The sequence below is a fragment of the Salipiger sp. ABF4_146 genome (genome assembly GCF_056161345.1).
This window is the reverse complement of the sequence record NZ_JBSWYX010000019.1, coordinates 13,858-39,279: the sequence shown is the minus strand read 5'-3', so window position 1 is coordinate 39,279 and position 25,422 is coordinate 13,858. Positions and strand designations below refer to the sequence as shown.

Below are 25,422 nucleotides of genomic sequence, written 5' to 3'. Positions count from 1 at the left end.
GCATCGCTGCGACTCTGATCCCACGTTGAGGCGACTCTGATCCCACGCCGTGCCGACTCCGATCCCCCGATCTCGGGCTGGACGCGGGCTGTGGATAAACTTAGGCTGAGCGTCACTGAAACCCCGATAGCAGGCGGGCGCAGATCCGCCGCGAAAAACCCGGGGGCAGGGCAGGTACGACGCGAACGATGGCATCTTCAAAACAGACCCCTGGGATGGTTCCCGGAGGCGGGCTTGCGCCCGCCGCGCCAGCCACCGCGGACTTCTTCGTCTGCGACATCTTCGATGCCGCGCCGAAGGATGATCTGGGCTCGATGGAGCATCCGATCTTCTCGCTCTCCACCCGGCCCGACCGGCGGGTGCTGAGCTACGAGCACAATGGCACCACCATCGAGGTCACCCCTTCGGTTAAGGGCCGGGCGACGATCCACGACAAGGACATCCTGATCTACTGCGTCAGCCAGCTGATGGCGGCGCTGAACGCCGGGCGCGAGGTGTCGCGCACGCTGCAGCTCAAGGCGCATGACCTGATGGTGGCGACCAATCGCGACACGTCGGGCGATGGCTACACGCGGCTCAAGGACGCCTTCGAGCGGCTCGCCGGCACCCGCATCACCACCAATATGGCAACCGGTGGTCTCGAGACCACCCGCGGCTTTGGCCTGATCGACAGCTGGGAGATCGTGCGCCGCTCGCGCGGGGGGCGGATGATCTCGGTGACGGTGACGCTGTCGGAATGGCTGTTCCGCGCGGTGCTGGCCAATTCGGTGCTGACCCTGAACCGCGCCTACTTCCAGCTGCGCAAGCCGCTGGAGCGCCGGGTCTACGAGCTGGCGCGCAAGCATTGCGGGCGGCAGGCAAGCTGGCAGGTCTCGGTGGGCACGCTGCACAAGAAGGCCGGGTCGACCGCGCCGCTGCGGGTGTTCCGCGCCGCGGTGCGCAAGATGATTGCCGAGGGCAATCTACCGGACTATCTGCTGCGTGAGGCGCCGGGCGACATGATCGTCGTCGAGCGCCAGCGTGCCCCGCGCGCCGCCGCCGCCGGCCCGCATCTGTCGGAAGAGGCGCTCGATGCCGCCCGCGCCCTGCGCCCCGGCGCCGACGTCCACGCCCTCGCCGCGCGCTGGCGCGGCTGGTGGGAAGAAACCGGCCGCCCGCGCCTCGGCAACGCCGACGCCGCCTTTCTCGGCTGGGTGAAGGCACAGGAGCGGGGGTGATGCGCGACAAGCTCTTCGTGACACGGGCTCCAGAGACCCTGCCCGACCCGGTGCCTGCACTGCTGGAGGCTTGCCCCGGTCAGTTCGGCTCGGCGGCCGCGGCGCAGCGGTTCGTACAGCTGATCTGGTTTCCGCCCTCGCGTGCTTGGCGCTACCAACTCAACGGAAAATCCGGCAACACCTTCGTGCTCAACCTGCTCTTCGAACTGGAGTACGGCGCGCGCTTTTCCTGCCAGGCCAGTCAGAGTGAGACCGGCAACCAGCACCCGGATTTCGCGCTCTTCCTGACCTCGCAGACCGGGCTTTGGGGTAACGCCTTCCAAGCCGGTGGAGAGCTTGCAGACGTCCTGCAGTTTCCCGGCCTGTCGCTGGCCACGGTGCGTGATCCCTACGCGCGGGCGCTTTCGGGGTTCTTCTATCTGTGTCGCAGTCACGAACTGGGCGATCGTCGCTTCCTGCCAGAACGGATCCGGATGAACGCGCTCGCAGGTATGGACTGGGACCGGGACGCTGGCACCGTTCAGGGTTTTTCGCGCTTCCTGCATTACTTGCACGACAGCGCCGAGGCCTTCGGGGCCGAAACGCTCGATCCGCATTGGATGCCGCAGGCGCTGCACATCCGACCCGATATCTACCGGCCCGATCTTGTCGGCCGCACCGAGGATTTGAGCAGCTTTGCACGCGCTGTGGCGCAGCGGTTGGACCGGCCGCTGCCCGAGGGGCTGGCCGAGCAGCGACGCAACGTCTCGGAGCGCCGTGGCGACAGGCAGGATTTCTATGCCGAGCCAAAGTTGCGCGGCCTCGTAGAGACGCTTTACGCCAAAGATTTTGAGCTTTTCGAATATCCTCTGCGCGCTCGCGAGACCTAAGCGCGGGCGCATTTGTTTCGCTGCGAAACAAATGCCGTGGCTGGGTGCCGGCTTCCGTCTCACGCAGCTGTGACATCCATGTCAAAGATGTCCTATTTTTACCGCTTTCCCCGCGTAAGCCTTGCCCGCTCGATGTGAGCTGGGGTGAATGTAAACCGCTTCGCAACACAGCGGGACTATCGAAGTCGGGGGAAGAAACGGCGGTGTCCGGGCTTCCCGTGTACGGATTTTGGGTAACTGCGACGACCTCGGGGACAGGGGACTACAGGCAATGAACGATCTTTTTGGCGATTTCACGCCAGACTACGCTGCGCTTTCCGCGGCCTATGAGCCGAATGACACGCCGGACACGGCGACCGAGCTGGATGACGGCTCTTACGAGGTGACCGGCAGTCATGTCGACTGGTATCGCTTCGACGTGGTGTCGGGGGATATGGCCTTCGACCTGACGCCGCTCTCCGAGCACAATGGCAGCATCCAGAACGTCAATATGGCGCTCTACAGCGATCCCGACGGTGCGGCGCTGACGGCTGATTTCAAACCGGGCGGAGAGACCGAGAGCATCCGCTTCCTCGCGGGCGAGGCCGGCACCTATTACGTCAAGGTCTTCCTTGCGCAATATGCCAACGGCAACCATCCCGACGGGATGACCTTCGACTACCGGCTGAACGTTGACCTGCCCGAGGCGCAGCGCTCGGATGGCAATGACACGCTGGCGACCGCAACGCCGATCGGAGACTCCTCGCAGACCCGCAGCGGCACCGGCGTTGACTGGTACCGCGTCGACAGCGGCCCGGGCGAGATGAACTTCTCGATGACCGGTCTGGCGTTCGACAATGGCACCGTGCCCAATCTGAACCTGACGCTCTATGATGCCGACGGCAGGGTGCTGGGCAACAACCGCGCCGGGGCAGGGGGCACCGAGGCCTTCAATTACATGGCCACCGGCGAAGACAGCTATTACCTGCAGGTCAACTGGGCGGCCTATCCCGATGGCGCGCCCAACGGCTACACCATGCGCTACGACCTCGACGTTGATCTGCCCAGCGGCACCTGGAGCATGCCGGTCGACTTCGGCCCGGTGCGCGGCGCCTCGGTCACGGTCTATGACATCGACGGCGACGGGAAGGACGAGATCTTCGCCGGCACCGGCAAGCTTCTGGATGCCCAAGGCAATGAGATCCGCGCCGGCGGTCTGGTGGTGCTTGAAGATGACGGCACGGTCAAATGGACCCAGACCTTCGACGCGGCGCCCGGGGTCGATCCGGCCACCGGCAAGACCTATGAGACCAGCTCGGTCAGCACCGCGGCGGTGTTCTCCGATCTCGACGATGATGGCTCGATCGACATTTTGGTCGGCACCGGTGCCGACAATGGTTCGACCGAGCTTGAGGTCGTCGGCCAGACCGATGCGGTGGTCGGCCAGCCCGGCGACATGGGCGGGGTGCATGCGCTGAACGCCGATGGCACCGAGAAGTGGTTCTTCCAGACCCGCGACACCTTCGGCAATGACAACCGTCCCGACGGGGTGCGCAGCACGCCGCGCGTCTTCGACATCGATGGCGACGGGGTACGCGAGGTGATCTTCACCTCTTGGGATCACTATCTCTACATCCTCGATGGCCGCAACGGCGCCTTGGAGTACGAGTTCAATCTGCATGACACCGCCGGGGCGACCCCCGCCGTGGCCGATATCGACGGCGATGGGGTCTACGACATCATCGTGCCCTCCGACATCACCGCAAACGCGGCGGCCGGGGTGACCGCGCAGGGCGGCATCCTGCAGGTGCTGTCGAACTACACGCTGCCCAATATCGAAGGCTGGACGGACCAGATCGGCAACACCACCTCGGCCGACTTCCGCGGTAAGTTCGACGAGCAGTCGCTGTGGAGCTCGCCGCAGATCGTTGACCTCGACCGCGACGGCACGCCGGAGATCGTGCAGGGCACGGGCAACTTCTTCCAGGACGGGCGCGGCGAGTACATCAAGGTGTGGAACGCCGACGGCACGCTGCGCTTCCAGGCTCCGACCGATGGCCGCGTCATGGCCGACCCGCTCATCGCCGACCTCGACGGCAATGGCCGGATGGAGATCGTCGCCGCGACGACCACGGGCCATGTCTATGGCTGGTCGGCCAATGGTCAGCAGATCTTTGCCACCGAAGCCGTGCCCTATGGCGCGGTGGACAATGCCGATGGCCGTCCGATTGCCAGCCAGCCCATCGCTGTAGACATGGACAACGACGGCGATCTGGAAATCCTCGTCTCCGTCGGGTCGCAGATGATCGCGCTCGACAGCAATGGTCGGCAGATCAGCGGCGTGAACGATGCCGAGCGGGTCTACCACACTTATGCCGGCTCGCCGGTGGCCAAGGATATCGACGGCGATGGCCGGCTCGATCTGATCTCTGGCGGCTCGACGATCGATGGCAGCCAAGGGGTGATCTTCCGGTTCGAGAACCAGTTCGACGTGACCTCGGACGATTACCGCACCGCGGCCTATCAAGGGGCGCAGTCGCTGCATGACATCCGCGCCTTCGTTGCGCGCTTCTACGACACCATCCTGGGGCGTGAGGCCGATGTCGGGGGCAGCAACAGCTGGACCGACCGTCTTTATAGCGGGGTGAGAGCCGGGGCCGACGTGGCACGCGGCTTCATCTTCAGTGAAGAGTTCACCAGCCGCGGCACCAGCAACACCGAATATGTCCAGACGCTTTATTCGGCCTTCTTCGGCCGCCCGGCGGATGCCGGTGGCCTGTCGGGCTGGGTTGGCCGTCTTGAGGACGGTATGGGCCGGGCGCAAGTGCTTGACGGTTTCATCTATAGTCAGGAATTCGCCAATCTGGCGGACTCTTACGGCATCTTGGTGGACAGCAGTCAGGCAGCCGGTTCCGATGCGGCTGTGATCACCGGCGATGGCTCTGACGCCAACACCCTGACCGGCGGCGCGGGCGACAACGTGATCTATGACGAAGGCAATGCCGTGCAAGAGGTGCATGCCGACGACAAGCAGGTCTCGGGGCAGGTCTTCCGCCTCTACGGGGCAACGCTGGGCCGCGCGCCCGACCCCTCGGGATTTGAAGGCTGGATCGGCGGGCTGCAGAGCAACCTTGGACTGGTACAGGTGGCCCGCGGCTTCGTGCAGAGTGCCGAGTTCCAGAACACCTACGGTGATCTCGACAATGAGGGCTTTGTCTCACTTCTGTACCAGAACGTTCTGGGCCGTGACGCCGATGCGGCCGGTCTTGCCAACTGGGTTGGCAATCTCGAGAGCGGCATGAGCCGTGCGCAGGTCGTCGTGGGCTTCTCGGAGTCGGCGGAATACAAGACCAACACTGCGGCGGATCTCGATTACTTCATGCGGTCGGCCGATCTGACCTGGAATGACGTCATCGAAGGCGGTGCCGGCAATGACGTGATGAACGGCAACACCGGGGCAGACATCTTCGTCTTCCGGGCCGGTCAGGGCGGCAACGACATCATCCACGGCTTCGAGCCTTGGGATATGCTGCAGATGTCTGGCTTCGGCTTCGAGACCGCAGCGCAGGTGAAGAGCCACATGGTGCAGACCGGCGCGCATGTGGTGTTCAGCCACGGTGGCCAGAGCATCACCTTCCTCAACACCTCGCGGGCCGAGATGGATCGGGTGCGCTACAACCTGTCCTGATCCGGGGCTCTGAGGAAAAAAAGCAAACGCCGCGGGAGCCAGCTCCCGCGGCGTTTTTTTGTTGGGCTGTTCCGGCGCCGCGTGCGCCGGAACAGCTTGAGCACAGATCAGACGAGGATCATGCTGCTGTCGAGGTCGCTGGCCATGGTGTCCTGCAGGGTGACCGTCACGTCCTGATCCATGAACACCAGATCGTCGCCGTCCTGCATCATGTTCGCCGTGGCGTCGTCGGCGCTGCCGTAGCCGAAGGCGCTGAAGTCGAGCATGTCCCAGCTTTCCAGGTCGGTCACGTCGTGGCTGCTGCCCGCGTCGGTGGAGAACACGAAGCGGTCGGCCAGCAGACCGCCCGAAAGCAGGTTCTCGCCGCCATTGCCCATCAGCACGTCGTTAGTGCCTTGGTCGGCGACCCAGCCCTCGATGTCATCGGCCATCGACTTGCGGAACTCCTGGCTCTCGGAGAAGCCAACAAGCACCTCGGCGCGGGTCATGCCGTCTTCGAGGCGTCCGGTCCAGTCGGCCAGCCCGGCGTCATCGGCGTCGCGGCCCAGAACGTTGTTGTAGAGCGCCTGCACGTAGCCGTCATTGCCCAGATCACCGTAGTCGGCGGCGAACTCGGCGCTGCCGGTGAAGCCGGTGGAGATCTCGGCCAGCGTGTGCTCGCCGGTCAGCAGCCGTTCGGTCCAGTTGTAGAAGCCACCGAGATCGGGCGCGCGGTCGAAGGCGGCCTGATAGATGCGGATGACCTGACCGGTGGCCATCTCGGCCGAGCCGGACGACATGAAGTCGCCGTAGATCACGTCATCGCCGCCGCCGCCGCCGATGTTGTCGGACCCTTGGTCGCCGTAGAGCGTGTCGTCACCACCAGCGCCGCGCAGGATGTCGTTGCCCATGCCGCCCGAGGCCCAGTCGCCCATCATGCCGGTCGAGACGTTCGCCAGACCCTGATCGCCGTCGGCCCAGGTGCCGGTGTGGATCTCGTCGTTGCCGGCGCCGCCGTAAATCGTGTCGGCGCCATCGGCTTCGGCGTTGAACATCGTGCCAAGCGCGTCCGACACGCGGCTGTCGTCGTCGCCGGTGATGATGTCGTCGCCGTCGCGACCGCGGATCATGTCATCGCCCGCGCCGCCTGCGAGGCCATTGTCGTAATCGGAAAGGCTCAGGCTGCCTGCGGCGCCGCTGTCTGCGGCGTCGGACTGGTTGTCATCCTCAAGCGACGCATCCACCAGATCGTTGCCGTCTGCGCCATAGAGCACATCACGGCCGCTGCCGCCCGAGATCGTGTCGTTGTCGGCGCCGCCGTTCAGGCTGTCGTTGCCGGCCTTGCCGTTGATGAAGTCGTCGCCGGCACCGGCGTCGTACATGTCATCGTCATCGGTCAGGATGGTGCGGGTCGAGGCGGTGGCGCGCTGCATGGCGAGCAGGTCCATGACCTCTTCAAGGCTGGCGCTCTCGATGTCGCCGGCGGCAGCGGGCAGGATGCCGGTATAGCCGTTTGTCCCGCCGTCCACTTCGCCGTCGGTGCCCTCGCCGATACCGTCAGGCACGTCGACGCCGTGCAGCACGATCTCGCGCAGGGTCAGCGGCATGATGTCCTCGGCGGTGTAATCTGTCATCGACACCGGGCTGAAGAAGTTCTCATCGTCGTTCAGATCGTAGCTCTGCACGAAGGACAGCAGGCCGTTTTCGTCGGCCATGGGCATGGCGCCCTCCGAGGTCAGCGGCAGCAGCACGTCGCCGTATTGTCCCAGACCTTCGAGCACCTCGACCATGCCGTCGCGATCGGCGTCATCGGCCAGCGTCGGCGCGGTGGAATCGATCGGGGCGCCGTCCTCGCCGAACAGGCCATGCACGTGCTGCGCATGGGTCTGCGACGGGGTCAGCCCAGTGCCGCTGATCGCCACGTTGAGATAGGACGTGCCGTCCTCTTCGGTTTCCATCGCGAGGATGGCGCTCGCGTTCACGCCGGAACTGTTCAGCGCATTGAAGTCGACGGTCCAATAGGCGTCCGCACGGGACAGGAATGTCTCGAAGGACGTGTAGGACGAAGCCAGATGGGCCATGTGTGATCTCCTCTGTCATCACTGGTCACATGGCGAAGTCACGGCTGCGCGGCGGGGGAGTTTCAGAAAATCCTTGCACGGAAACGTGAACGCGCCGGGCCACGGGGGCCCGGCGCGCCGGAATTGGCCTGAAAGAGTAGGGATCAGACGTAGATCATCTCGTCGGTCAGCATGGCCATCGGGGTGCCTTCGAAGATGATCTCCACGCCTTGGTCGCTGAACAGCACGTCACTGCCCGACGGCACCATGTGGCCAAGCGCCTCGTTGGAGGACGCATAGCCGAAGCCGTAGAATTCGACGTAGTCCCAAGCCTCGAGGTCGAGCACCCGGTGGCTGCCGGAAGTGTCTGCGTCGAATACGAAGGAGTCGGCGCCGAGACCGCCAGCGAGCAGGCTTTCGCCCTCGGGGGCGAAGACCGCGTCATCGAGCGTCTCCAGGCGCATCCACGACTTGAGATCGTCGGCGGTGGCGTTGGTGAACTCTGCGCTCTGCGCAAAGCCCTCGACCACCTCAGCCCGCGAGGTTCCCGCCTCGAGGCGTCCAGTCCAGTCGGCCAGCCCGTCGGCATCCGCCGCGCGGTCCAGCACGTTGCGGTACAGCAGATCGACGAAGCCTTCGTTGCCCAGCGTGCCGTAGGTGTTCAGGAACTCGCGGCTTTCGGTGAAGCCTTCGATGGCCGACAGGAAGCTGCGGCCTTCGGCCAGCTGTCCGGTCCAGTTCTCAAAGCCGTCGATATCCGGGGCACGATCCAGTGTGGCCTGGTAGAGACGGTAGACGTCATCGCTCCAGCCCGCCTGCGAGCTGGCGGCGATGAAGGCGTTGGCCTCGGCGCGGGTGGATTGCACAAACTCGGCGCTTTGCGAGAAGCCGGTCACCACCTCGGCGCGGGACATGTCATCTTCGAGCCGTCCGACCCAGTTGTTCAGCCCCTGCGCATCGGGCGCACGGTCGAGCACGTTTTGATAGAGCAGCTCGACGAACGCGGGGTTGTCCAGCGCGCCGTAGGTGTTTTGGAACTCGCGGCTGCCGGTGAAGCCGGCGGAGACGTCCTGCAGGGTGCTTTCGCCGGTGAGCAGGCGCTCGGTCCAGTCGGCCAGCCCTGCCACGTCGGGGGCACGGTCGAGGGTCGCCTCATAGAGACGATAGACGCTGGCGGCCTCGTCAGGTGCGGTGCTGGCGTCGAAGCCGTCGGGGAAGACCGTCTGGGCTTGCGGCTCGACGGGGGTGTCATCGATATCGTCGCCGGAGTCGTCGAGACCGACATAGGTGACCGGCGCGCCGAGGCTTTCGATCATCGCGAGCTCGTTGATATCGTCAGGATCGACAGTCATTTCGCTGACGTCGACGGTGATGCCGTCACGGGTGAGCAGACGCTGCAGCGGGCCGCCGTCGCCGCCGGCGATATCGGCGTCTACTGCACCGACGAATTCGGCCAGTGTCCAGTCGATCTCGGTGAAGCTCGCAACCAGAGTGCCGCCGGGGTTGTAGAAATCGATGCTGCTCAGCGTGCCACGGATTTCGCTGTCGTTGTCGGTGGCGACGATGCCGCTGCCGTTGAACACAGTGCGGGCGTCGGTCGAGGGGTTTTCGACGACCAGCCGCGTGCTCGAGCTGCTGATCAGGTCGACATTGAAGTCGTCGCTTTCGTAGTCAAAGAGTGCGTTGTCGAAAAAGTTGTTCGGGTTTCCGTAGAAACTGATCCGCATTCGGTCTTACCCTTCTGGTATTGCTCTGAGGTGGAGCCACTCTGGCGCCGCTCTCAAAGAATATTACTCACGCGGCCTGCAAAACGCCTTGGCCGTAGAAGGAAAAGAGCAGGAAAATATCTGATTTCAATGAATAATCGTCTTGCGGTTGATTTTATTTCACACTGTGACCCGGCCCCGAGTGGGGCCGGACCTTTTTAGGACGGTCCCGGCGCAACGCCGGGACCGCAACGATCAGACGAGGATCATGTCGTCGGAGATCGAGGCCAGCTGCGTGCCGCTGAAGGTGATGCTCACGCCCTGATCTTCGAACAGCACGTCGGCGCCGCTCTGGGTCATGTTGGCCAGCGCATCCTCGGTGCCCGCGTAGCCGAAGTCACCGAAGGCCACGTAGTCCCAGGCCTCGAGATCGGCCACGCGATGCGCGCCGCCGTTGCCCTGCTCGAACTCGAAGACATCGGCGTAGAGACCGCCAGCGAGCAGGTTGTCGCCCTCCTCACCGTTCAGCCAGTCGTGGTAGTCGTCGCCGGTGCCCAGATCGAGGCCGCGCATCCAGTCCTTGAGGTCCGCGGCGGTGGAGTTGGTGAACTCGGTGCTCTGGGCAAAGCCGCGGACGACCTCGGCGCGGGACAGGCCGGCGTCGAGGCGGCTGGTCCAGTCGGCCAGCCCGTCGGCATCCGCCGCGCGGTCCAGAACGTTGCGGTACAGCAGATCGACAAAGCCCTCGTTGCCCAGCGTGCCGTAGGTGTTCAGGAACTCGCGGCTTTCGGTGAAGCCTTCGATGGCCGACAGGAAGCTGCGGCCTTCGGCCAGCTGTCCGGTCCAGTTGTCGAAGCCGGAGAGATCCGGCGCGCGGTCGAGCGTCGCCTGATAGAGACGGTAGACATCATCGCTCCAGCTCGCCTGCGTGCTGTCGGTGATGAAGCTGGTGGCCTCGGCGCGGGTGTCGCGGACGAACTCGCCGCTCTCGGCAAAGCCGCGAACGACCTCGGCGCGGGTCATGCCGGTTTCCAGCTGCGAGACCCAGTTCGACAGGCCATCGGCATCGGGCTCACGCTCCAGCACGTTCTGGTAGAGCAGGGTGACGAAGCCCTCGTTGTCCAGCGCACCATAGGTGTTCTGGAACTCGCGGCTGCCGACGAAGCCATTGGTCACCTCCAGCAGGGTGCTCTCGCCGGAGAACAGGCGCTCGCTCCAGTCGAACAGCCCGCCGAGATCGGGCGCGCGGTCGAGCGTTGCCTGATAGAGCCGGTAGACGGTGGCAGACTCGTCCATGGTGTAGCTGGCTTCGAAGCCGTCGCCGAAGAGCGCATCATCGCCGCCACGGCCAAAGAAGCTCTCGCCGGCGTCGCTGCCCGACAGCATGTCGCCGAAGTCGCGGGTGCCGCGCACCGCCTCGATGTTGCTGATCGACTGCGTGAAGCCGACGCCGCCCCAACTGCCCATGGCGGTGCCCGCCGCGAGATCGACGGCCACCGCGCCGGTGGCGCCGCCTTGGTCGTAGCGCAGCAGGTCCCAGCCCTCGCCACCGTCCACGGTGTCGTTGCCGCCCGCGGTGATGAACCGGTCATCTTCCATGCCGCCGATCATCACGTCGGCGTTCTGCGTGCCGCGCACTTCCAGCAGCACCGGGCCATAGGGCTCGATGGTGTCGGTGCCCACGGCCGCGACAGCGGTTGCGATGGTGTCGGTGCCACCGAAACCGTCGTTCGACACGGTGCCGGTGGCGAGGTTGATGCGCAGACCCTGGGTCGGATCGTTGCCGGCGTTGTCGGTCTGGTAGTCAAGCCGGACGGTGCCCCAGCTCGGGCCAAGGTTGAAGGTGTCATTGCCCTGACCGCCCTTCAGCGAGACCCAGCCTTCGTCGGTGACGGTGACGTTGAACGTGTCGTTCGACGCGGTGCCTTCGAGCCCGAGACCATCGGCTTCCATTGCATCGCTTACGCCGAGGATCTCGGTGGTGCCATTGCCGCCGCCCTTGCGGATCATCGCGGTGTCGGCCTGCCCGTCGATGTTGAACACCATGCCGTTGCCAGCGCCGACGAGGCCCTGATGCGCAATCTCCAGATACCCGTCGGACATGCCCTGCGCGTCGATGATGTCATCGCCGGTGCCGGGATCGATCTCGTCGGTGCCCATGCTGTCGCCGGGATCGAGGTAGTCGTTGCCGGGGCCGCCGTAGAGCATGTCTTCGCCCGGGCCGCCTGCCAGCACATCGTCGCCTGCGCCACCGCGCAGTTCGTCGTTTCCGCTGCCTGCATCGAGCAGGTCATCCTGGCTGCCGCCGACAAAGGTCACCGGCACCGAGACGATGTCGAGATAAAGCTCCGTCTCCTGGGTGGCCTGGCTGGTGTTGACGGTGATCTCGCCGTTGCGCTCGAGCAGGGCGATCAGGGCGCTGTCGTCGCCGTCGTCGCTGTAGATGCCGTCCAGCGCGCCGATGAATTCGGCCAGACCCCAGTTGATCTGCGAGATGACGGCGATGAGGTGGTTGGCATCGTCACGGAATTCGATGCTGCTCAGCGTGCCCTGAAGATCGCTGTCCTCCTCGGTCACGACGAGGCCGCTGCCGTTCAGTGTTGTGATATAGCCCAGGCTGCTTTCGAGGGTGATCTCGGTGCGGGTCGCGCTAACCAGCTCGACATCGAATGTCTCATTTTCGAAATCGTAGAAAGCCCCGTCGAGAAGATCGTAGTCGCTGCCGTAAAAGTCTATTCGCATTCCTAGTACCTTTATTCCCCTGATCACCCCGGACCTTTCAATCCGGGTTACACCGTAAAATTGATTTGTTCAGGAATGGGGCGCTCCCCTCCCTGCCCGCGTGACAAAACCACAGGTGGCACGAGGTTCAATGTGAAATTCCCTATACATCGGAATTTTTTCCGGGTGTGGCATAGGGCAGGCGGCGTGGATCGCCCCTAGCGTCCCAGGTGGTGGTGGCTGTCCTTCCAGAAGCGCGCGCGTACCGGCAGGATATGAGGGGCACCTTCGGCGTTGCTTGGCGCATCCGAATCTGCTTCTCTTCAGGTCAATTCGAAGACGCATTTCAGAACAATTATTTTTCAACCTGGGCGTGAAAACGCCTCACGGTTATTTCTCATGGGGGAATTTCTATGCCTGTGGTTTCCGTCAGCTCGGCCAGTGCGGCCGAAGCCAGCTATCTCAATTTCACGATCACACTCGATGAAGCCGCCTTTGATGCGGTGACGCTGGATTATCAGATGTTGATGGGCACCGGCGAGGAGGCGGACCTACAGTCGGGGCTCTCGTCTGGCGAGGTGACCTTCGCGCCGGGCGAGGTCAGCAAGACGCTTGAGATTCGGACGCGCTACTCCGACCGAGACGACGAGCGCGACGAGAGCATGGTGCTGCGCCTGTCGGGCCTGTCGGACAATGCCAGCTTCGCTGGAGGCGAAGACCATCTGACGGCGACCGGGGTGATCCTCGACGACGATGGGGTGGGCAGCAACCTCGCGCTCTTTGTGTCCGACGTGGAACTGGTGGAAGGCGACAGCGGCAGTAAGCAGGCAGTGTTCGAACTGCGCCTGTCGCAGCCGGCCAGCGAGTCTTTCAGCGTCAATTACCGCACCCGCGACATCTCGGCCACGGCGGGCAGTGACTATGCCGAGACGCTGGGCAGCGCGACCTTCGCGGTGGGCGACGTGGTGAAAACCGTGCGCGTGCCGGTCTATGGCGACACCGCCGCCGAGATGACCGAGAGCTTCGCGCTGGTGGTCACCGCGCCGAGTTCGCCCGACCTGGCAATCGAGGGGCTTGCTGGGCAGGCGGTGATCCGCGACGACGACAGCGCTACGCCCACAGTGTCGGTCAGCCCGGCCCGATCTTCGGAGAGCCGGGCCCTGCTGTTCGACGTGACCCTATCTGAGGCCGCCTTCGATGCGGTGACGCTGGATTACCAAATGCTGACGGGCACGGGTCTCGAAGGGGACCTGCAGTCGGGCCTCACCTCCGGCGAAGTGACCTTCGCGCCGGGCGAGGTGAGAAAGACGATCGAGATCGGGGTGCGCTATTCCGACAGCGAAGACGAGCGCGACGAGAGCATGGTGCTGCGCCTGTCGGGCCTGTCGGACAATGCCGGGTTTGCCGGCGGCGAAGATCACCTGACGGCGACCGGGGTGATCCTTGACGACGACGGGGTGGGCAGCAACCTGGCGCTCTTCGTGTCCGACGTGGAACTGGTGGAAGGCGACAGCGACAGCAAGGAGGCGGTGTTCGAACTGCGCCTGTCGCAGCCGGCCAGCGAGGCGTTCAGCGTCACATATCGCACCCGCGACATATCTGCTGTGGCCGGTGAGGACTACACGGCCCGTTCGGGCAGCGTCAGCTTTGCCGTGGGCGAAGAGGTCAAAGTGGTGCGCGTGCCGGTCCTCGGCGACACCGAGGCCGAGATGACCGAGAGTTTCTCGCTGGTGGTGGAAGCGCCGAGCTCGCCAGATCTGGCGATCGAAGGGCTCGCTGGAGAGGCGGTGATCCGCGACGATGACAGCGCCAGCCCCACGGTATCGGTCAGCTCGGCGCGGGCTTCGGAGGCGCGCTCGCTGTTGTTCGAGGTGACCTTATCCGAGACCTCGCTGCAGCCCGTGACACTGGATTACCAGATGCTGATGGGCACCGGGCAGGAAGCGGACCTGCAGTCGGGGCTCACCTCCGGCGAAGTGACCTTCGCGCCGGGCGAGGTGAGAAAGACCATCGAGATCGGGGTGCGCTATTCCGACCGAGAGGACGAGCGCGACGAGAGCATGGTGCTGCGCCTGTCGGGCCTGTCGGACAATGCCGGGTTTGCCGGCGGCGAAGACCACCTGACGGCGACCGGGGTGATCCTCGACGACGACGGCGTGGGCAGCAACCTCGCGCTGCTGGTGTCGGATGCTGAACTGGTAGAAGGCGACAGCGGCAGCAAGGAGGCGGTGTTCGAACTGCGCCTGTCGCAGCCCGCCACCGAGGCGATGCAGGTCAGCTACGCGACCCGCGACATCACCGCCCGGGCGGGTGAGGACTACGCCGCCCGCTCGGGCAATGTGAGCTTTGCCGTGGGCGAAGAGGTGAAGGTGGTGCGCGTGCCGGTCTATGGCGATACCGCAGCCGAGTTCACCGAGCGCTTCGCGCTGCGGGTCGACACCTCGTCTGTCGCCGTGCTCGGCGTGACGGCGCTGGAGGCCGAAGCGGTGATCCGTGACGATGACACCGCGACGCCAACGGTGTCGGTCAGCAATGCGCAGGCGAACGAGCGTTCTGATCTGCTGTTCGAGATCACCCTCTCGGAGGCCTCGCTGCAAAGCGTGACGATGGACTACCAGATGCTTTCGGGCACCGCCGAGGATACAGATCTGCAGCGGGGCCTCTCCTCCGGCGAGGTGACCTTTGCGCCGGGCGAGGTCAGCAAGACGATTGAGATCGGGACGCGCTATTCCGACAGTGAGGACGAGCGCGACGAGACGGTCTTTCTGGAACTGTCAAATGCGGTCAACGCCGGCTTTGCCGATGGCGCGCCCTCGGTGCAGGCGGTGGGCATGATCCTCGACGACGACGGCGCCGGGCTCAACCGTATCGCCAGCGTGGCGCCGATGATCCTGCGCGAACACGGCGTGGCGAGCTTTGTCTACGAGATCCCCGTCGAGCTGTCGGAGCCGGCGGGCGAGACGCTGAATTTCACCGTCTCGGCCATCGACCAGACGGCGATCGAGGGGGTCGATTACCGGCTGCTCGACAGCACGGTGCGCTTTGCCACCGGCCAGAGCGTGGCGGCGGTTTCGGTCGAGGTGCTGGGCGACTCGCAGGTGGAAAGCACCGAGGCCTTCGCGCTCTCGCTCGATCCGGTCTCCGGCACGCCCTATTCGGGCTCGGTGCCCGACCAGACGATCTACATCCGCCCTGGCCCGCTGCTGCCCAGCCCCGAGGATGACGTGCTGGAAGGCACGGTGGGCAATGACAACATCAACCTTCTGGCGGGCAACGACTTCTACGAGGGGCTCGAGGGCGACGACACGGTGCTCGGCGGCGCCGGCGAGGATACCGTGCTCGGCGGCGCCGGGGCTGACGAGATGGACGGCATGGCCGGCAACGACCTGCTGATCGGCGGCGATGTCTCGGACGTTTCGTCCGAGACCGGCGCGCAGGTCTACCGGCTCTATCAGGCGACGCTGGGCCGGGTGCCGGACACGGGTGGCTTCGACAGCTGGGGCGACCGGCTCGAGGGCGGCAGCGTGTCGCTGCTCGAGGTGATCTCGGGGTTCGTGCAGAGCCAGGAATTCCAGAACACCTATGGCGATTTGGGCAACCGCGGTTTCGTCACGCTGCTCTACAACAACGTGCTGGATCGCGCGCCCGACGATGCCGGTTTGGCCAACTGGGTGGGGCGGCTCGACAGCGGCACCAGCCGCGAGCAGGTGGTGCAGGGCTTCTCGCAGAGCGCCGAGTTCATGCAAAACACCAATACCGAGGCCTATGCCTTCGTCAAAGGTGGCGTGGCCTCGCCCTGGGCCGATGACGTCTACCGGCTCTATCAGGCGACGCTGGACCGGGCACCGGATTTTGACGGTCTGGTGAGCTGGTCCGAGCGGCTGGCAGAGGGCTCGGATTTCCTGTCGGTGGTCGGTGGCTTCGTGAATTCGCCAGAGTTTCAGAACACCTACGGGGCGGTTGGCAATCGCGGCTTTGTCACTTTGCTCTACAACAACGTTCTGGACCGCGACCCCGACGATGCCGGGCTGGCGGATTGGAGCGGGCGGCTTGACAGCGGCACCAGCCGCGAGCAGGTGGTACAGGGCTTCTCGCAGAGCGCCGAGTTCATCAATGGCACAGCGGCCAGCTTCCACGCCTTCATGGCAGGCAATGAGGGGGACAGCTTCGACGGCGGGCCGGGCAACGATCTGCTTTACGGCGATATGCGCGCGGATGCCTTCGTTTTCGATCTGGCCGACAAGGGCAGCGACCGGGTGCTGCAACTCGATGCATGGGACAGCGTGGCCTTCAACGGTTTCGGCTACGCGAATGCCGCTGCGGCCGTCACCCACATGCGCGAGGTCGGTGATGACGTGGTGTTCTCCGATCAGGGGGTCGCGGTCACCTTCATGCGCGCCGATCTGGCGCTGTTCGACGAGGTGAGCGTGCTGGTGTGACGCTCGGCGGCAGGCGTCTGCGCCTGCCGTGATCACTGGCCGGCGGCAAATGAGGGGCTGAGGCTGAACACCGGATACCAGATGCTCAGGTGGCGGCGCGCCTTTCTGTTTAGTGCAGTTCCCGAAGTGCTTAATAGCGCTTCGGGCAATCCGTATGTCTGACGGGGCGAACTGACGGATTTGGCGCGACGGCCTTTGCGATCACACCATAAGTGCGCTGGCGCGGAAGAGCTCCTCGGTGGTGTCCACGAAGGTGATTGTCACGCCTTGGTCTTCGAAGACAAGATCGTTTCCCCGCTCTTCCAGGTGCTCGAAGATACCGCCGCCGTGATCATAGCCGAAGTCATTGAACACCAGCGTGTCCCAGGCGTCGAACTGCAGGACATGGTCGTGTCCCGGCGTGTCGGTGTCGAAGACGAAGACATCCCGCAGCAGGCTACCGGACAGGGTATCGTCTCCCGTGCCCCCATCGAAATAGGTCTGGGTGTCTGTGAGATACTCCTGCATTTGCTCGGCAGTGGCGCGCCGAAACTCGCGGCTCTGGACGATGCCGTTCACCACGCTCTCACGGCTCTGCCCGGCATCGAGTTGGTCGGTCCAGCTGGTCAGGCCGGTGCTTTCGGGGAGGCGCCCGAGAATGTTGGTATAAAGCTGCTCCACAAAGGCTGCATCGTCGAGCGCGCCATAGGTGTTGCGGAACTCGGTCGAGCCGGTGAAGCCCGCAGTGACGTCCAGAATATCCTGACCGTCCACCATCTTGCCGAGCCAGTCCTGCAGCCCAGTCAAGTCGGGCGCGCGGTCCAGTGTCGCGCGGTAGAGGCGGTAGATATCGTCGGCCCAGATGCTGATGCCGCGGGTCTCGACATGTGTCGCATAGGTACTGGCGATATCGTTCGTGGCAGCGCGGAACTCGCGACTGTCGGCGAAGCCGAGAAAGACCTGCTCGCGGGACAGGCCGCCCTCCAGCCGTTGGGTCCAGTCTGTAAGGCCCGGCGCATCCGGAGCGCGGTCAAGAACGTTGGCATATAGGAGGGTGACGAACCCATCGTCTCCGAGCGCGCCATAGGTGTTCTGGAATTCCTTGCTGGCCACAAAACCAGAGGCGGCCTCCAGCGTGCTCACCTCGCCGGACTCCAGTCGCGCGCTCCAGTCGGCAAAGCCGCCGCTGTCGGGCAACCGATCGAAGGCAGCCTGATAAAGCCGGAAGGCCAAGGCGCCGGAGGTGGCCGAGACATCTTCGACAATACCACCGATCAGCAGATCGTCGCCTGCATCTCCATGGAGGCTGTCGGAGCCCGCGCCGCCAATCAGCGTATCGTCGCCGGTCCCGCCGTAGACCGTGTCGTCGCCGCCCAGTGCGTCGAAGCGGTCATTCCCAGCTGCCAGATCGGTCCACGTACCACCTGCATTCCCGGTGAGCCTGTCGTCCTGCGACGACGGCAACGCCTCCGTGGTCTGCTCGGGCTCGAGGATTGGCGCGCTCGGAGCGCTGTAGACCGTCTCGAGGTTGCCCGCGCCATCAGTATAGCTGACTGAGGCGGTGATATGCTGACCCCAGTCGGCGTCCGAAAGCGTGTAGCTGTCGCTCACCGCCCAGTCGACCTTCTGGCCATCGCGGTACCAAGCGTAGCTGAAACTGCCGAGCCCGTCGGGATCGGCGAGCGTGCCCGCGTCCAGCAGCAGCGTGCTGCCGGTCTGTGCCGTGCCGGAAACCTCGACCGTGCCGGTGGGGGCGTCGTTGAGGTCGAAGGTCTGGATATAGGTAGTATACTCGAAACCCAATCCGATACTGTATAACTTGTGAAGATCTTGCCATAGCGCGGTGAGATTGCCGGCGGAATCCAGCGCGAGTTTAGGTGTGAAGGACAGAGTTTGCAGCTGAGAGTGCAACAGGCTCTCGTCACTTGTTGGGGTCCCTGCCGCATCAAAAATGCGCAAAGCGATACCCTTATTGTAGCCAGGCCCCCAGTAATAGTCACTTTCCTCGGGAAAAACGGTGCTCCACGCGATGGCAAAACCGCCATCGGGCAGTGCGACTACCGAGGGGGTTTCTTGCTGGTCAGGGATACCCGTGCTGACGGGAAACCCCTTGTCTAAGGGGCTGCCATCATCGCCAAAGACCTGCGCAAAAACACCGGATTTTTCGTCTTCGGATGACTGCCAGACCAGTACGAACCCGCCACCGGAAAGTGCTGCAATATCCGCCCTCGCCTCTGCACCCGTTATAAGGCTGTCGGCCTCGAACGGGTCACCAATAGGCGCGCCATCCGGAGAAACTACTTGGCCGGAGATCTCCGTTTTGGCGCCGCTTCCGGTCGTCCATATGACGGCCAGATTGCCGCTTTGAAGCAAAACCGCTTGTTCGAGTGCTAGCGGCGTTTCCTCAAGGCTAACGATTTCATAGGAGGCTTCGACTGTATGCGCCCCGAGTTTCTGGGCCGAGATGATCCCATCTTGCTGGCGGATGAGTAGAAATGCGCCCTCGTCGAGGGGTACCAATCTGCTGAGGCCCGCACCTTCCCCGAGGAGTGGCGAATGGACTTGAAGCGAGGAAGTTGCGATGGTCGGGTCGAGATCGAACACCTTGCCTTCTAAGCGATACCCGCCGTCGTCCTCTGCGATTTGCCAATACAATAAGTATTTGTCGCGCCCGAGCGGCACGGCCGACAAACCCGCTTCGGTTGCGGTCATACCTTCGGGGAGATCGATCTTGATAAGTTGGTTCTCAGGTGAAGCTGTATCTCCTCGGGTCAGGGAGGTCCCGAACAGCGGATCGTCCCGGTCAATGCGATAGGCTGCTAAGCTCTCTCCTTCTGCACTTGAAAAGGTTTCGCTGCCAAAAATGATCGTGGAGCTGTCCTGCAGCGTCAGAAGATCCCAAGATCTGGGGGCAAAGGGAATGTTATCGTAGAGAGTGTACAGAAAGGCGCCTCTTGGCGTTTCATTGTTTTCCACTGGTTGCGCGTTCGATCCCGTCTCGCGCACCGGCCAGCCCACCGGATCGCTTTGCGCGCTGGCCAGCGTCTCGCGCGTGCCCGCGCCGTCGGTGTAGCTCACCACCACCGAAAGCTGCGCGTCGATGTCGCGGGCGCCGAGCAGCAGCGAGGCCTCGGTGGCCCCGTCGATCGGCTCGCCGTCGCGCAGCCATTGATAGTGCAGCGCGCCCAGCCCGTCGCTGTCGGCCAGTCCGTCGGGCACCGCGTTCAGTCGCCCGCCCAAGACCGCCTCGCCGAAGACATGGACCTCGCCCTCCGGCGCGCCGTTGCGGTTCTCGACCAATGTCGTCGCCGCGCTGGTCAGCGTCTCGGTGGTGCCAAGCCCGTCGGTATAGCTGACGGTGACAGAGATCGCCGCGCCCACATCTGCCTGCATCAGCGTGTAGCTGGCGGCGGTGGCGCCCTCGATCGGATCGCCGTTGCGCAGCCATTGATAGGTGATCTCGCCCAGCCCGTCGGCATCGGAGACCTGCGAGACATCGGCGTTGAGCGTGGCGTGCTCCTGCGCCGCGCCGACGATCTCGGGCAGCGCCTCGGAGGTGCTGTTGAGCTGCACGGCCCGGCTGTAGACGCCGCTGCCCGATCCGTCCTGCCCCTCGCTCTGCCACGTGGCAGTCAGCGTCATGCCATCGAGCGCCAGCGCCGGCATGGTCTGCGCGCCCGGCGTATGGGTGTTGATCTGGACCTCGGGGCCCATCGGTGTGCCGGTCGCATCGAAGCGGCGGGCGAAGATGCCCTCGGCCGCGCCGTCCTGCCCGAAGCTTTGCCAGGCGATGACGAAACCGCCGTCCTCGGCGGCGAGGATCGCGGGGGCCTCCTGATCGTCGGACGTGGTGTCATTGGCCGCGAAGGCCGCGCCCAGGGGCTGTCCGTCGGCACCGAGCAGCCGTGCCAGCACGCCGCGACCGTCCGCGTCGGCGCCCTCGGCGGCCCAGGTCACGGCGATCCTGCCATCCGTCAGCGTCGCCAGCGACGGATCGACCGCGACGCTGCCGGACGTGCTCGAGAGCACGCGCTCGTCCGACAGCGCCGTGCCTTCACCATCAAAGAGCCGGGCGATGATCCGGGTGCTGGCCGAGGCGCTGTCCTGGCTTTCCCAGACCGCGAGAAAGCCGCTGCCGGTGGCGGTCAGCGCCGCACCGGTCTGTCCCAGCGCGGTGGTGGTATTGAGCGCGAACGCGGCGCTGGCCGGCTCTCCCGGAGCAGTCACCCGGCTGGCGTAGAGGCCCCAGCCCGACCCGTCCTGATCGAGGCTCTGCCAGCCCACGGTGACGCTGCCGTCCTCAAGCTGCACCAGCGTCGGCGCGGTCCGCCGGACCTGCGCCGGGTCGCTGACCGCCTCGGGCGCGCCCTGCAGGCTGCCGGCCTCGTCGAGAAAGCCCAGATAGACCGTGCTGGCGCCATTGGCGCTGTCGATCCAAGCAAGGGCATAACCGCCGTCCTGCAGCGCGATCAGCGCCGGGTCCGAGTGCACCACATCCACCGGGACCGAGGGCAGGGCGGTCTCGAAAGCGATGGCGCCATCTTGCGTCGCCGAGAGGTAGATTTTCTGCAGCCCGCTCTCCGGATCGACACCTTCCCAGGCCAAGAGGGCACCGCCGTCTCCGAACGGCGCAATCACGGGCGCCGCTTGCGCGCCCTCGGTCTGGAGCGTGGCGATATGGTCTTCGCCCAGGGCGATGAGGTTTGCGGAGGAGCTGCGCGGGGGCATGAAAATTCCCATTCGTTACAATCTCTTTTCCGGGACCTCGGCGGTGATGGACCGGCCCGGAAACACACGCGCAGGATGAGTCGTGCGGTGGCGGAATGTCAATGAGGCGTGCGGGTTTTGACGTGGGGATAGGTCGGGGCCGAAAGAGAAAACCGAACTAGTCCGCAGTGACCGGCAGCACGGCGCAGCCCTCCACCCGTTTCTAGAGAGCTAATCGGCAAATAGGCGCGATCGAGGCGTCGGGTTCTGCCGCTCAGCCTTGCCGTTGGGCGAGATATGCGTCTCTGCAAATCTCGTAAAAACGCGTGTCCCAGACGGTGAAGTCGTGCAGAAGCGCCTTCTGGTCGGCGCTCAGATCGCCCAGCACGGCGTCGATCTTTGTCGGGACCGGAGAGGAATTGACCCGTTTCTCACTCTGGCTGGCGATGATCTTTCGCTCGACCAGCAGCGCCAGGAAATCATCGAAATGCTCGGTCAGCCCGTAGATCATGTTGTCCGCGAACATGTTGTGCAGTGCCTGCTGGAAGATGGCCGGGGTGAGGTCGGTCCGCTCGGGGGGGACACGGGTGCTCGCCAGTCGGCGCATCTGCCCGTTGTCGACCTCCTGCAGCGGAGTCTTCGCCTCAAGCGAATGCTCGAGAAACTCTCCGAAGGACATTTTCGCCTTGGTGACATCCGCATGCATGGGATGGCTGCGGGTGCGTTTGATATAGCGGAAGAGGCTGAGCAGGCGGCTTTGCGGCTCGCGCAGCAGGGTGATGTACATATGACCCTGCGGCAGGAAGCTCGTGGCGGTCTCCAGCACGTTGCGCGAGATATGCCCGTAGATAAACCGCAGCCCGTTGCGCTCGGCCAGCGGTCGCTTCTGGAACTGGCGCAGGTCGGGGTCCAGCAGATGCGTGGTGCGGGCCTGCGGGAAATTTTCCCGCAGGATATGGTTCAGAGTACGCCCGGCGGTCTTGGGCATATGGATGTGGATCAGCGCCCGCCCATTCAATTCGGGCTCCGCCGGTTTGTCCCCGCGCGCCTCCAAGCGCTGCAGTTTGACGCGGAACTCCGGTGATTTCAGGAACGTAGTGCGGAGGTCGGACAGGCTCTGCTGGTTTGCCTGCATCGCCGCGAGTTCAGCCTCCGAGGGCGCACGGTCGAGAAAGAGATTATAGGCAAGCTCGATCGTCCCACGGTCGGGCACTCCGGCCACGGGACTTGCTGCATCCCTCTTTCTCTTGATGATCATTGCCAAACCTCAAAGTCTCGGGGCAGGTGGCGCGAGGCCAGCCTGTTGCGGGAAACACCGCCGTCGAGGGCTATCCCGGAACCCTCCCGTTCGCAACATTCAAGAAAAAGTCCGGCACAGACAGGCCGCACGCTGCGACTATTCCGCTCAAGGCGCGTTCCTTGCAGCGCGACAGACGTACAGTCACATCCGCGGGCTTTGTGCGGTCTGGCTGCGGCAGTGCTGGCGCGCCCCGCGGCTGACCAGTGCTATCCGAGCAGGCGCTTGAGATAGGCGCCATAGCTGTTCTTGGCGAAGCGCTCTGCGCGTTTGGTCAGCGCGTCACGGTCAAGCCAGCCCATCAGGAAGGCCACTTCGTCGGGGCTGCCGACCTGCTGGCCCTGACGTTCTGTCAGGGTGCGCACGAAATTGCCCGCGTCGAGCAGCGAGGCATGGGTTCCCGTGTCGAGCCAGGCGTAGCCGCGTCCCATCTGCTTCACCTGAAGGTTACCCTCATGCAGATAGCTCTCGAGCAGCGTGGTGATTTCCAGTTCGCCACGGGCCGAGGGTTTGACATCCCGCGCCCGCTCGGGGGCGGTGCCGTCGAGGAAGTATAGACCGGTCACCGCGTAGCTTGAGGGCGGCACCTCCGGCTTCTCGATGATCGCGCGGGCCCGGCCTGTGTCGTCGAAATCGACCACGCCATAGCGTTCGGGGTCGGCGACATGGTAGCCGAAAACGGTCCCGCCGGTGGTCTGCAGATCGGCCTCGGCCAGCATGTCGGGCAGGCCGTGGCCAAAGAAGATATTGTCTCCCAGAACCATGGCCGAAGGAGCGCCGTCCAGAAACGCCTCGGCCAGAAGATAAGCCTGAGCCAGCCCGTCCGGACTGGGCTGCACGACGTAGGTGAGCGAGATGCCCCACTGGCTGCCATCGCCGAGGGTCCGCTGGAACTGCTCCTGATCCTGCGGTGTGGTGATCAGGCAGATCTCGCGAATGCCGGCCAGCATCAGTGCGGTCAGCGGGTAGTAGATCATCGGCTTGTCATAGACCGGCAGCAACTGCTTCGACACGCCGAGGGTGATCGGGTAGAGCCGCGTGCCAGAGCCTCCGGCGAGAATAATGCCTTTGCGCTCACTCATTTTGAAACTCGCTCCATTGGAAATGTCCTGTGGTCGAAATCTGTCAGGCGTCCTGCCTGGCCTTTGCCCCGCCTGTCCCCAGCCGTTCGCCGACACCGTGGCGCTCCTGCAGCGGCCGCCACCAGGCCTCGTTGTCGAGATACCATTGCACGGTCTTCTCGAGCCCTTCCTCGACGGTCACCGAGGGGCGCCAGCCGAGCTCTTCGCGGATGCGGCTGGGGTCGATCGCGTAGCGCGCGTCGTGGCCCGGGCGGTCGGTGACGAAGGTGATCTGATCGGCGTAGCTGCCGCTGTCCTTCGGGCGCTTGCCGTCGAGGATCGCACACAGGGTCTTCACCAACTCGAGGTTGGTGCGCTCGTTCTCGCCGCCGATGTTGTAGCTGCGCCCCAGCGCGCCCTTTTCCACCACCAGCAGCAGCGCGTCGGCGTGGTCCTCGACGTAGAGCCAGTCGCGGATGTTGTCGCCCTTGCCGTAGATCGGCAGCGGCTTGCCGGCCAGCGCGTTGAGGATCACCACCGGGATCAGCTTTTCGGGGAAGTGATACGGCCCGTAGTTGTTGGAGCAGTTGGTCAGCACCACCGGCAGCCCGTAGGTCTCGTGCCAGGCGCGCACCAGGTGGTCCGAGCTGGCCTTCGAGGCCGAGTAGGGCGAGCGCGGGTCGTAGGGCGTGTCTTCGGTGAACTGCACCGAAGGGTCGGCGGGCAGCGAGCCGAAGACCTCGTCGGTGGAGATATGATGGAAGCGGAAGCTCTCGGGCTTGCCCTGCGCCGCCCAATAAGCGCGGGCGGCTTCGAGCATATTGTAGGTGCCGGTGATATTCGTCTCGATGAAATCGCCTGGCCCGTCGATCGAGCGGTCGACATGGCTCTCGGCGGCGAGATGCATCACCGCGTCGGGCTTGTGCGCGGCAAAGACCCGGTCGAGCGCCGCGCGGTCGCGGATGTCGGCCTGCTCGAAGGCATAGGCCGGGCTCTGCGCCGCCTCGGCCACGTTCTCGAGACAGGCGGCGTAAGTGAGCGCGTCGAGGTTCACCACCTCGTGGCCGCGGGCAATTGCCAGGCGCACCACAGCCGAGCCGATGAAGCCGGCGCCGCCGGTGATCAGGAGTTTCATCTGGGCTTATCCTTCAAAGGTGAACGGGCTGTCGAAGTCTTTCAGGAAGGGCGCGGCGGCGTCCTTGTCCGAAAGCACGGCGGCGCTGTTGTCGATGCCCCAGTCGATGGCGATGTCCGGATCGTCAAAGCGCACGGCGCCGTCGCAGTCGGGCGCATAGTAATCGGTGCACTTGTAGATGATCTCGGTGTCCGGCTCGAGCGTGGCAAAGCCGTGCAGGAAGCCGGCAGGGATCATCAGCTGCTTGCCGTTCTCGAAGCTCAGCTCCTCGCCGACCCATTTGCCGTAGGTGGGCGAGCCGCGGCGGATGTCGACGGCGACGTCAAAGAGCCGCCCGCGCCCGCAGCGCACCAGCTTGGCCTGAGCGTGCGGCGGCGCCTGGAAATGCAGGCCGCGGACGGTGCCTACCTCGCGCGACAGCGAGTGATTGTCCTGCACGAAATCATAGTCGAGCCCGTTCTGGGCCATCCGGTCCTTGTTCCAGCTTTCGGAAAAGAACCCGCGGTTGTCGCCGAAACGGCGCGGGGTCAGGATCAGAACACCGGGGAGGACGGTTTCTTCGATTTGCAAGGTACATCCCTTTGA

The 25,422-nt window shown here is 64.4% G+C and carries 12 protein-coding genes; 4 read left to right on the top strand and 8 right to left on the bottom strand.

Features of this window, described 5'->3' with window-relative positions; translation table 11 throughout:
* Window positions 1-215: 215 nt before the first annotated feature.
* The 3 genes from ACXAJT_RS21570 (at window position 216) to ACXAJT_RS21560 (ending at window position 5,753) form a co-directional block, all read left to right on the top strand.
* The gene (locus ACXAJT_RS21570; protein ID WP_475238882.1) at window positions 216-1,217 is read left to right on the top strand and encodes a replication initiator protein A; all 1,002 of its coding nucleotides are present in this window, start codon (window positions 216-218) and stop codon (window positions 1,215-1,217) included.
* Window positions 1,217-2,086, top strand: a complete 870-nt coding sequence (locus ACXAJT_RS21565) for a sulfotransferase family protein (protein ID WP_475238879.1) — start codon at window positions 1,217-1,219, stop codon at window positions 2,084-2,086. Before ACXAJT_RS21570 ends, ACXAJT_RS21565 begins: the two co-directional genes overlap by 1 nt.
* A gap of 271 nt (window positions 2,087-2,357) precedes the next feature.
* A complete protein-coding gene (locus tag ACXAJT_RS21560; protein WP_475238876.1) occupies window positions 2,358-5,753 on the top strand; it encodes a DUF4214 domain-containing protein in 3,396 nt (1,131 codons plus the stop codon).
* 107 nt (window positions 5,754-5,860) lie between these two features.
* On the opposite strand, the gene ACXAJT_RS21555 is transcribed toward ACXAJT_RS21560, so the two are convergent.
* The 3 genes from ACXAJT_RS21555 to ACXAJT_RS21545 form a co-directional block, all read right to left on the bottom strand.
* Window positions 5,861-7,813 carry a DUF4214 domain-containing protein gene (locus tag ACXAJT_RS21555; protein ID WP_475238873.1) on the bottom strand — a complete coding sequence of 651 codons (1,953 nt, stop codon included), beginning with the start codon at window positions 7,811-7,813 and terminating at the stop codon, window positions 5,861-5,863.
* 143 nt (window positions 7,814-7,956) lie between these two features.
* Complete coding sequence (locus ACXAJT_RS21550) at window positions 7,957-9,519, bottom strand: DUF4214 domain-containing protein (protein ID WP_475238871.1); 1,563 nt, start codon at window positions 9,517-9,519, stop codon at window positions 7,957-7,959.
* A gap of 234 nt (window positions 9,520-9,753) precedes the next feature.
* Window positions 9,754-12,240, bottom strand: coding sequence for a DUF4214 domain-containing protein (locus ACXAJT_RS21545; protein WP_475238868.1), 2,487 nt, complete (start codon window positions 12,238-12,240; stop codon window positions 9,754-9,756).
* 392 nt (window positions 12,241-12,632) lie between these two features.
* Here ACXAJT_RS21545 and ACXAJT_RS21540 point away from each other — a divergent pair, with 392 nt between their 5' ends.
* On the top strand, window positions 12,633-16,658 hold the full coding sequence (locus ACXAJT_RS21540) for a Calx-beta domain-containing protein (protein WP_475238865.1): 4,026 nt from the start codon (window positions 12,633-12,635) through the stop codon (window positions 16,656-16,658).
* Between the two features lie 201 nt (window positions 16,659-16,859).
* On the opposite strand, the gene ACXAJT_RS21535 is transcribed toward ACXAJT_RS21540, so the two are convergent.
* The 5 genes from ACXAJT_RS21535 to rfbC all read right to left on the bottom strand — a co-directional run bounded on the left by ACXAJT_RS21535 (window position 16,860) and on the right by rfbC (window position 25,407).
* A complete protein-coding gene (locus tag ACXAJT_RS21535) occupies window positions 16,860-21,365 on the bottom strand; it encodes a DUF4214 domain-containing protein (RefSeq protein WP_475238861.1) in 4,506 nt (1,501 codons plus the stop codon).
* A gap of 253 nt (window positions 21,366-21,618) precedes the next feature.
* A complete protein-coding gene (locus ACXAJT_RS21530) occupies window positions 21,619-22,602 on the bottom strand; it encodes a hypothetical protein (protein ID WP_475238859.1) in 984 nt (327 codons plus the stop codon).
* 248 nt (window positions 22,603-22,850) lie between these two features.
* A complete protein-coding gene (gene rfbA / locus ACXAJT_RS21525) occupies window positions 22,851-23,723 on the bottom strand; it encodes a glucose-1-phosphate thymidylyltransferase RfbA (RefSeq protein WP_475238856.1) in 873 nt (290 codons plus the stop codon).
* 43 nt (window positions 23,724-23,766) lie between these two features.
* Window positions 23,767-24,837: a dTDP-glucose 4,6-dehydratase gene (gene rfbB, locus ACXAJT_RS21520; RefSeq protein WP_475238854.1), complete on the bottom strand. Its 1,071-nt coding sequence runs from the start codon at window positions 24,835-24,837 to the stop codon at window positions 23,767-23,769.
* Between the two features lie 6 nt (window positions 24,838-24,843).
* Window positions 24,844-25,407: a dTDP-4-dehydrorhamnose 3,5-epimerase gene (gene rfbC / locus ACXAJT_RS21515; RefSeq protein WP_475238851.1), complete on the bottom strand. Its 564-nt coding sequence runs from the start codon at window positions 25,405-25,407 to the stop codon at window positions 24,844-24,846.
* Window positions 25,408-25,422 lie beyond the last annotated feature (15 nt).

Excerpts from the sequence above, each read along its gene's own strand:
- ACXAJT_RS21570 (WP_475238882.1), top strand. The coding sequence starts at position 216 with ATGGTTCCCGGAGGCGGGCTTGCGCCCGCCGCGCCAGCCACCGCGGAC.
- ACXAJT_RS21565 (WP_475238879.1), top strand. The coding sequence starts at position 1,217 with ATGCGCGACAAGCTCTTCGTGACACGGGCTCCAGAGACCCTGCCCGAC.
- ACXAJT_RS21560 (WP_475238876.1), top strand. The coding sequence starts at position 2,358 with ATGAACGATCTTTTTGGCGATTTCACGCCAGACTACGCTGCGCTTTCC.
- ACXAJT_RS21555 (WP_475238873.1), bottom strand. The coding sequence starts at position 7,813 with ATGGCCCATCTGGCTTCGTCCTACACGTCCTTCGAGACATTCCTGTCC.
- ACXAJT_RS21550 (WP_475238871.1), bottom strand. The coding sequence starts at position 9,519 with ATGCGGATCAGTTTCTACGGAAACCCGAACAACTTTTTCGACAACGCA.
- ACXAJT_RS21545 (WP_475238868.1), bottom strand. The coding sequence starts at position 12,240 with ATGCGAATAGACTTTTACGGCAGCGACTACGATCTTCTCGACGGGGCT.
- ACXAJT_RS21540 (WP_475238865.1), top strand. The coding sequence starts at position 12,633 with ATGCCTGTGGTTTCCGTCAGCTCGGCCAGTGCGGCCGAAGCCAGCTAT.
- ACXAJT_RS21535 (WP_475238861.1), bottom strand. The coding sequence starts at position 21,365 with ATGCCCCCGCGCAGCTCCTCCGCAAACCTCATCGCCCTGGGCGAAGAC.
- ACXAJT_RS21530 (WP_475238859.1), bottom strand. The coding sequence starts at position 22,602 with ATGATCATCAAGAGAAAGAGGGATGCAGCAAGTCCCGTGGCCGGAGTG.
- rfbA (WP_475238856.1), bottom strand. The coding sequence starts at position 23,723 with ATGAGTGAGCGCAAAGGCATTATTCTCGCCGGAGGCTCTGGCACGCGG.
- rfbB (WP_475238854.1), bottom strand. The coding sequence starts at position 24,837 with ATGAAACTCCTGATCACCGGCGGCGCCGGCTTCATCGGCTCGGCTGTG.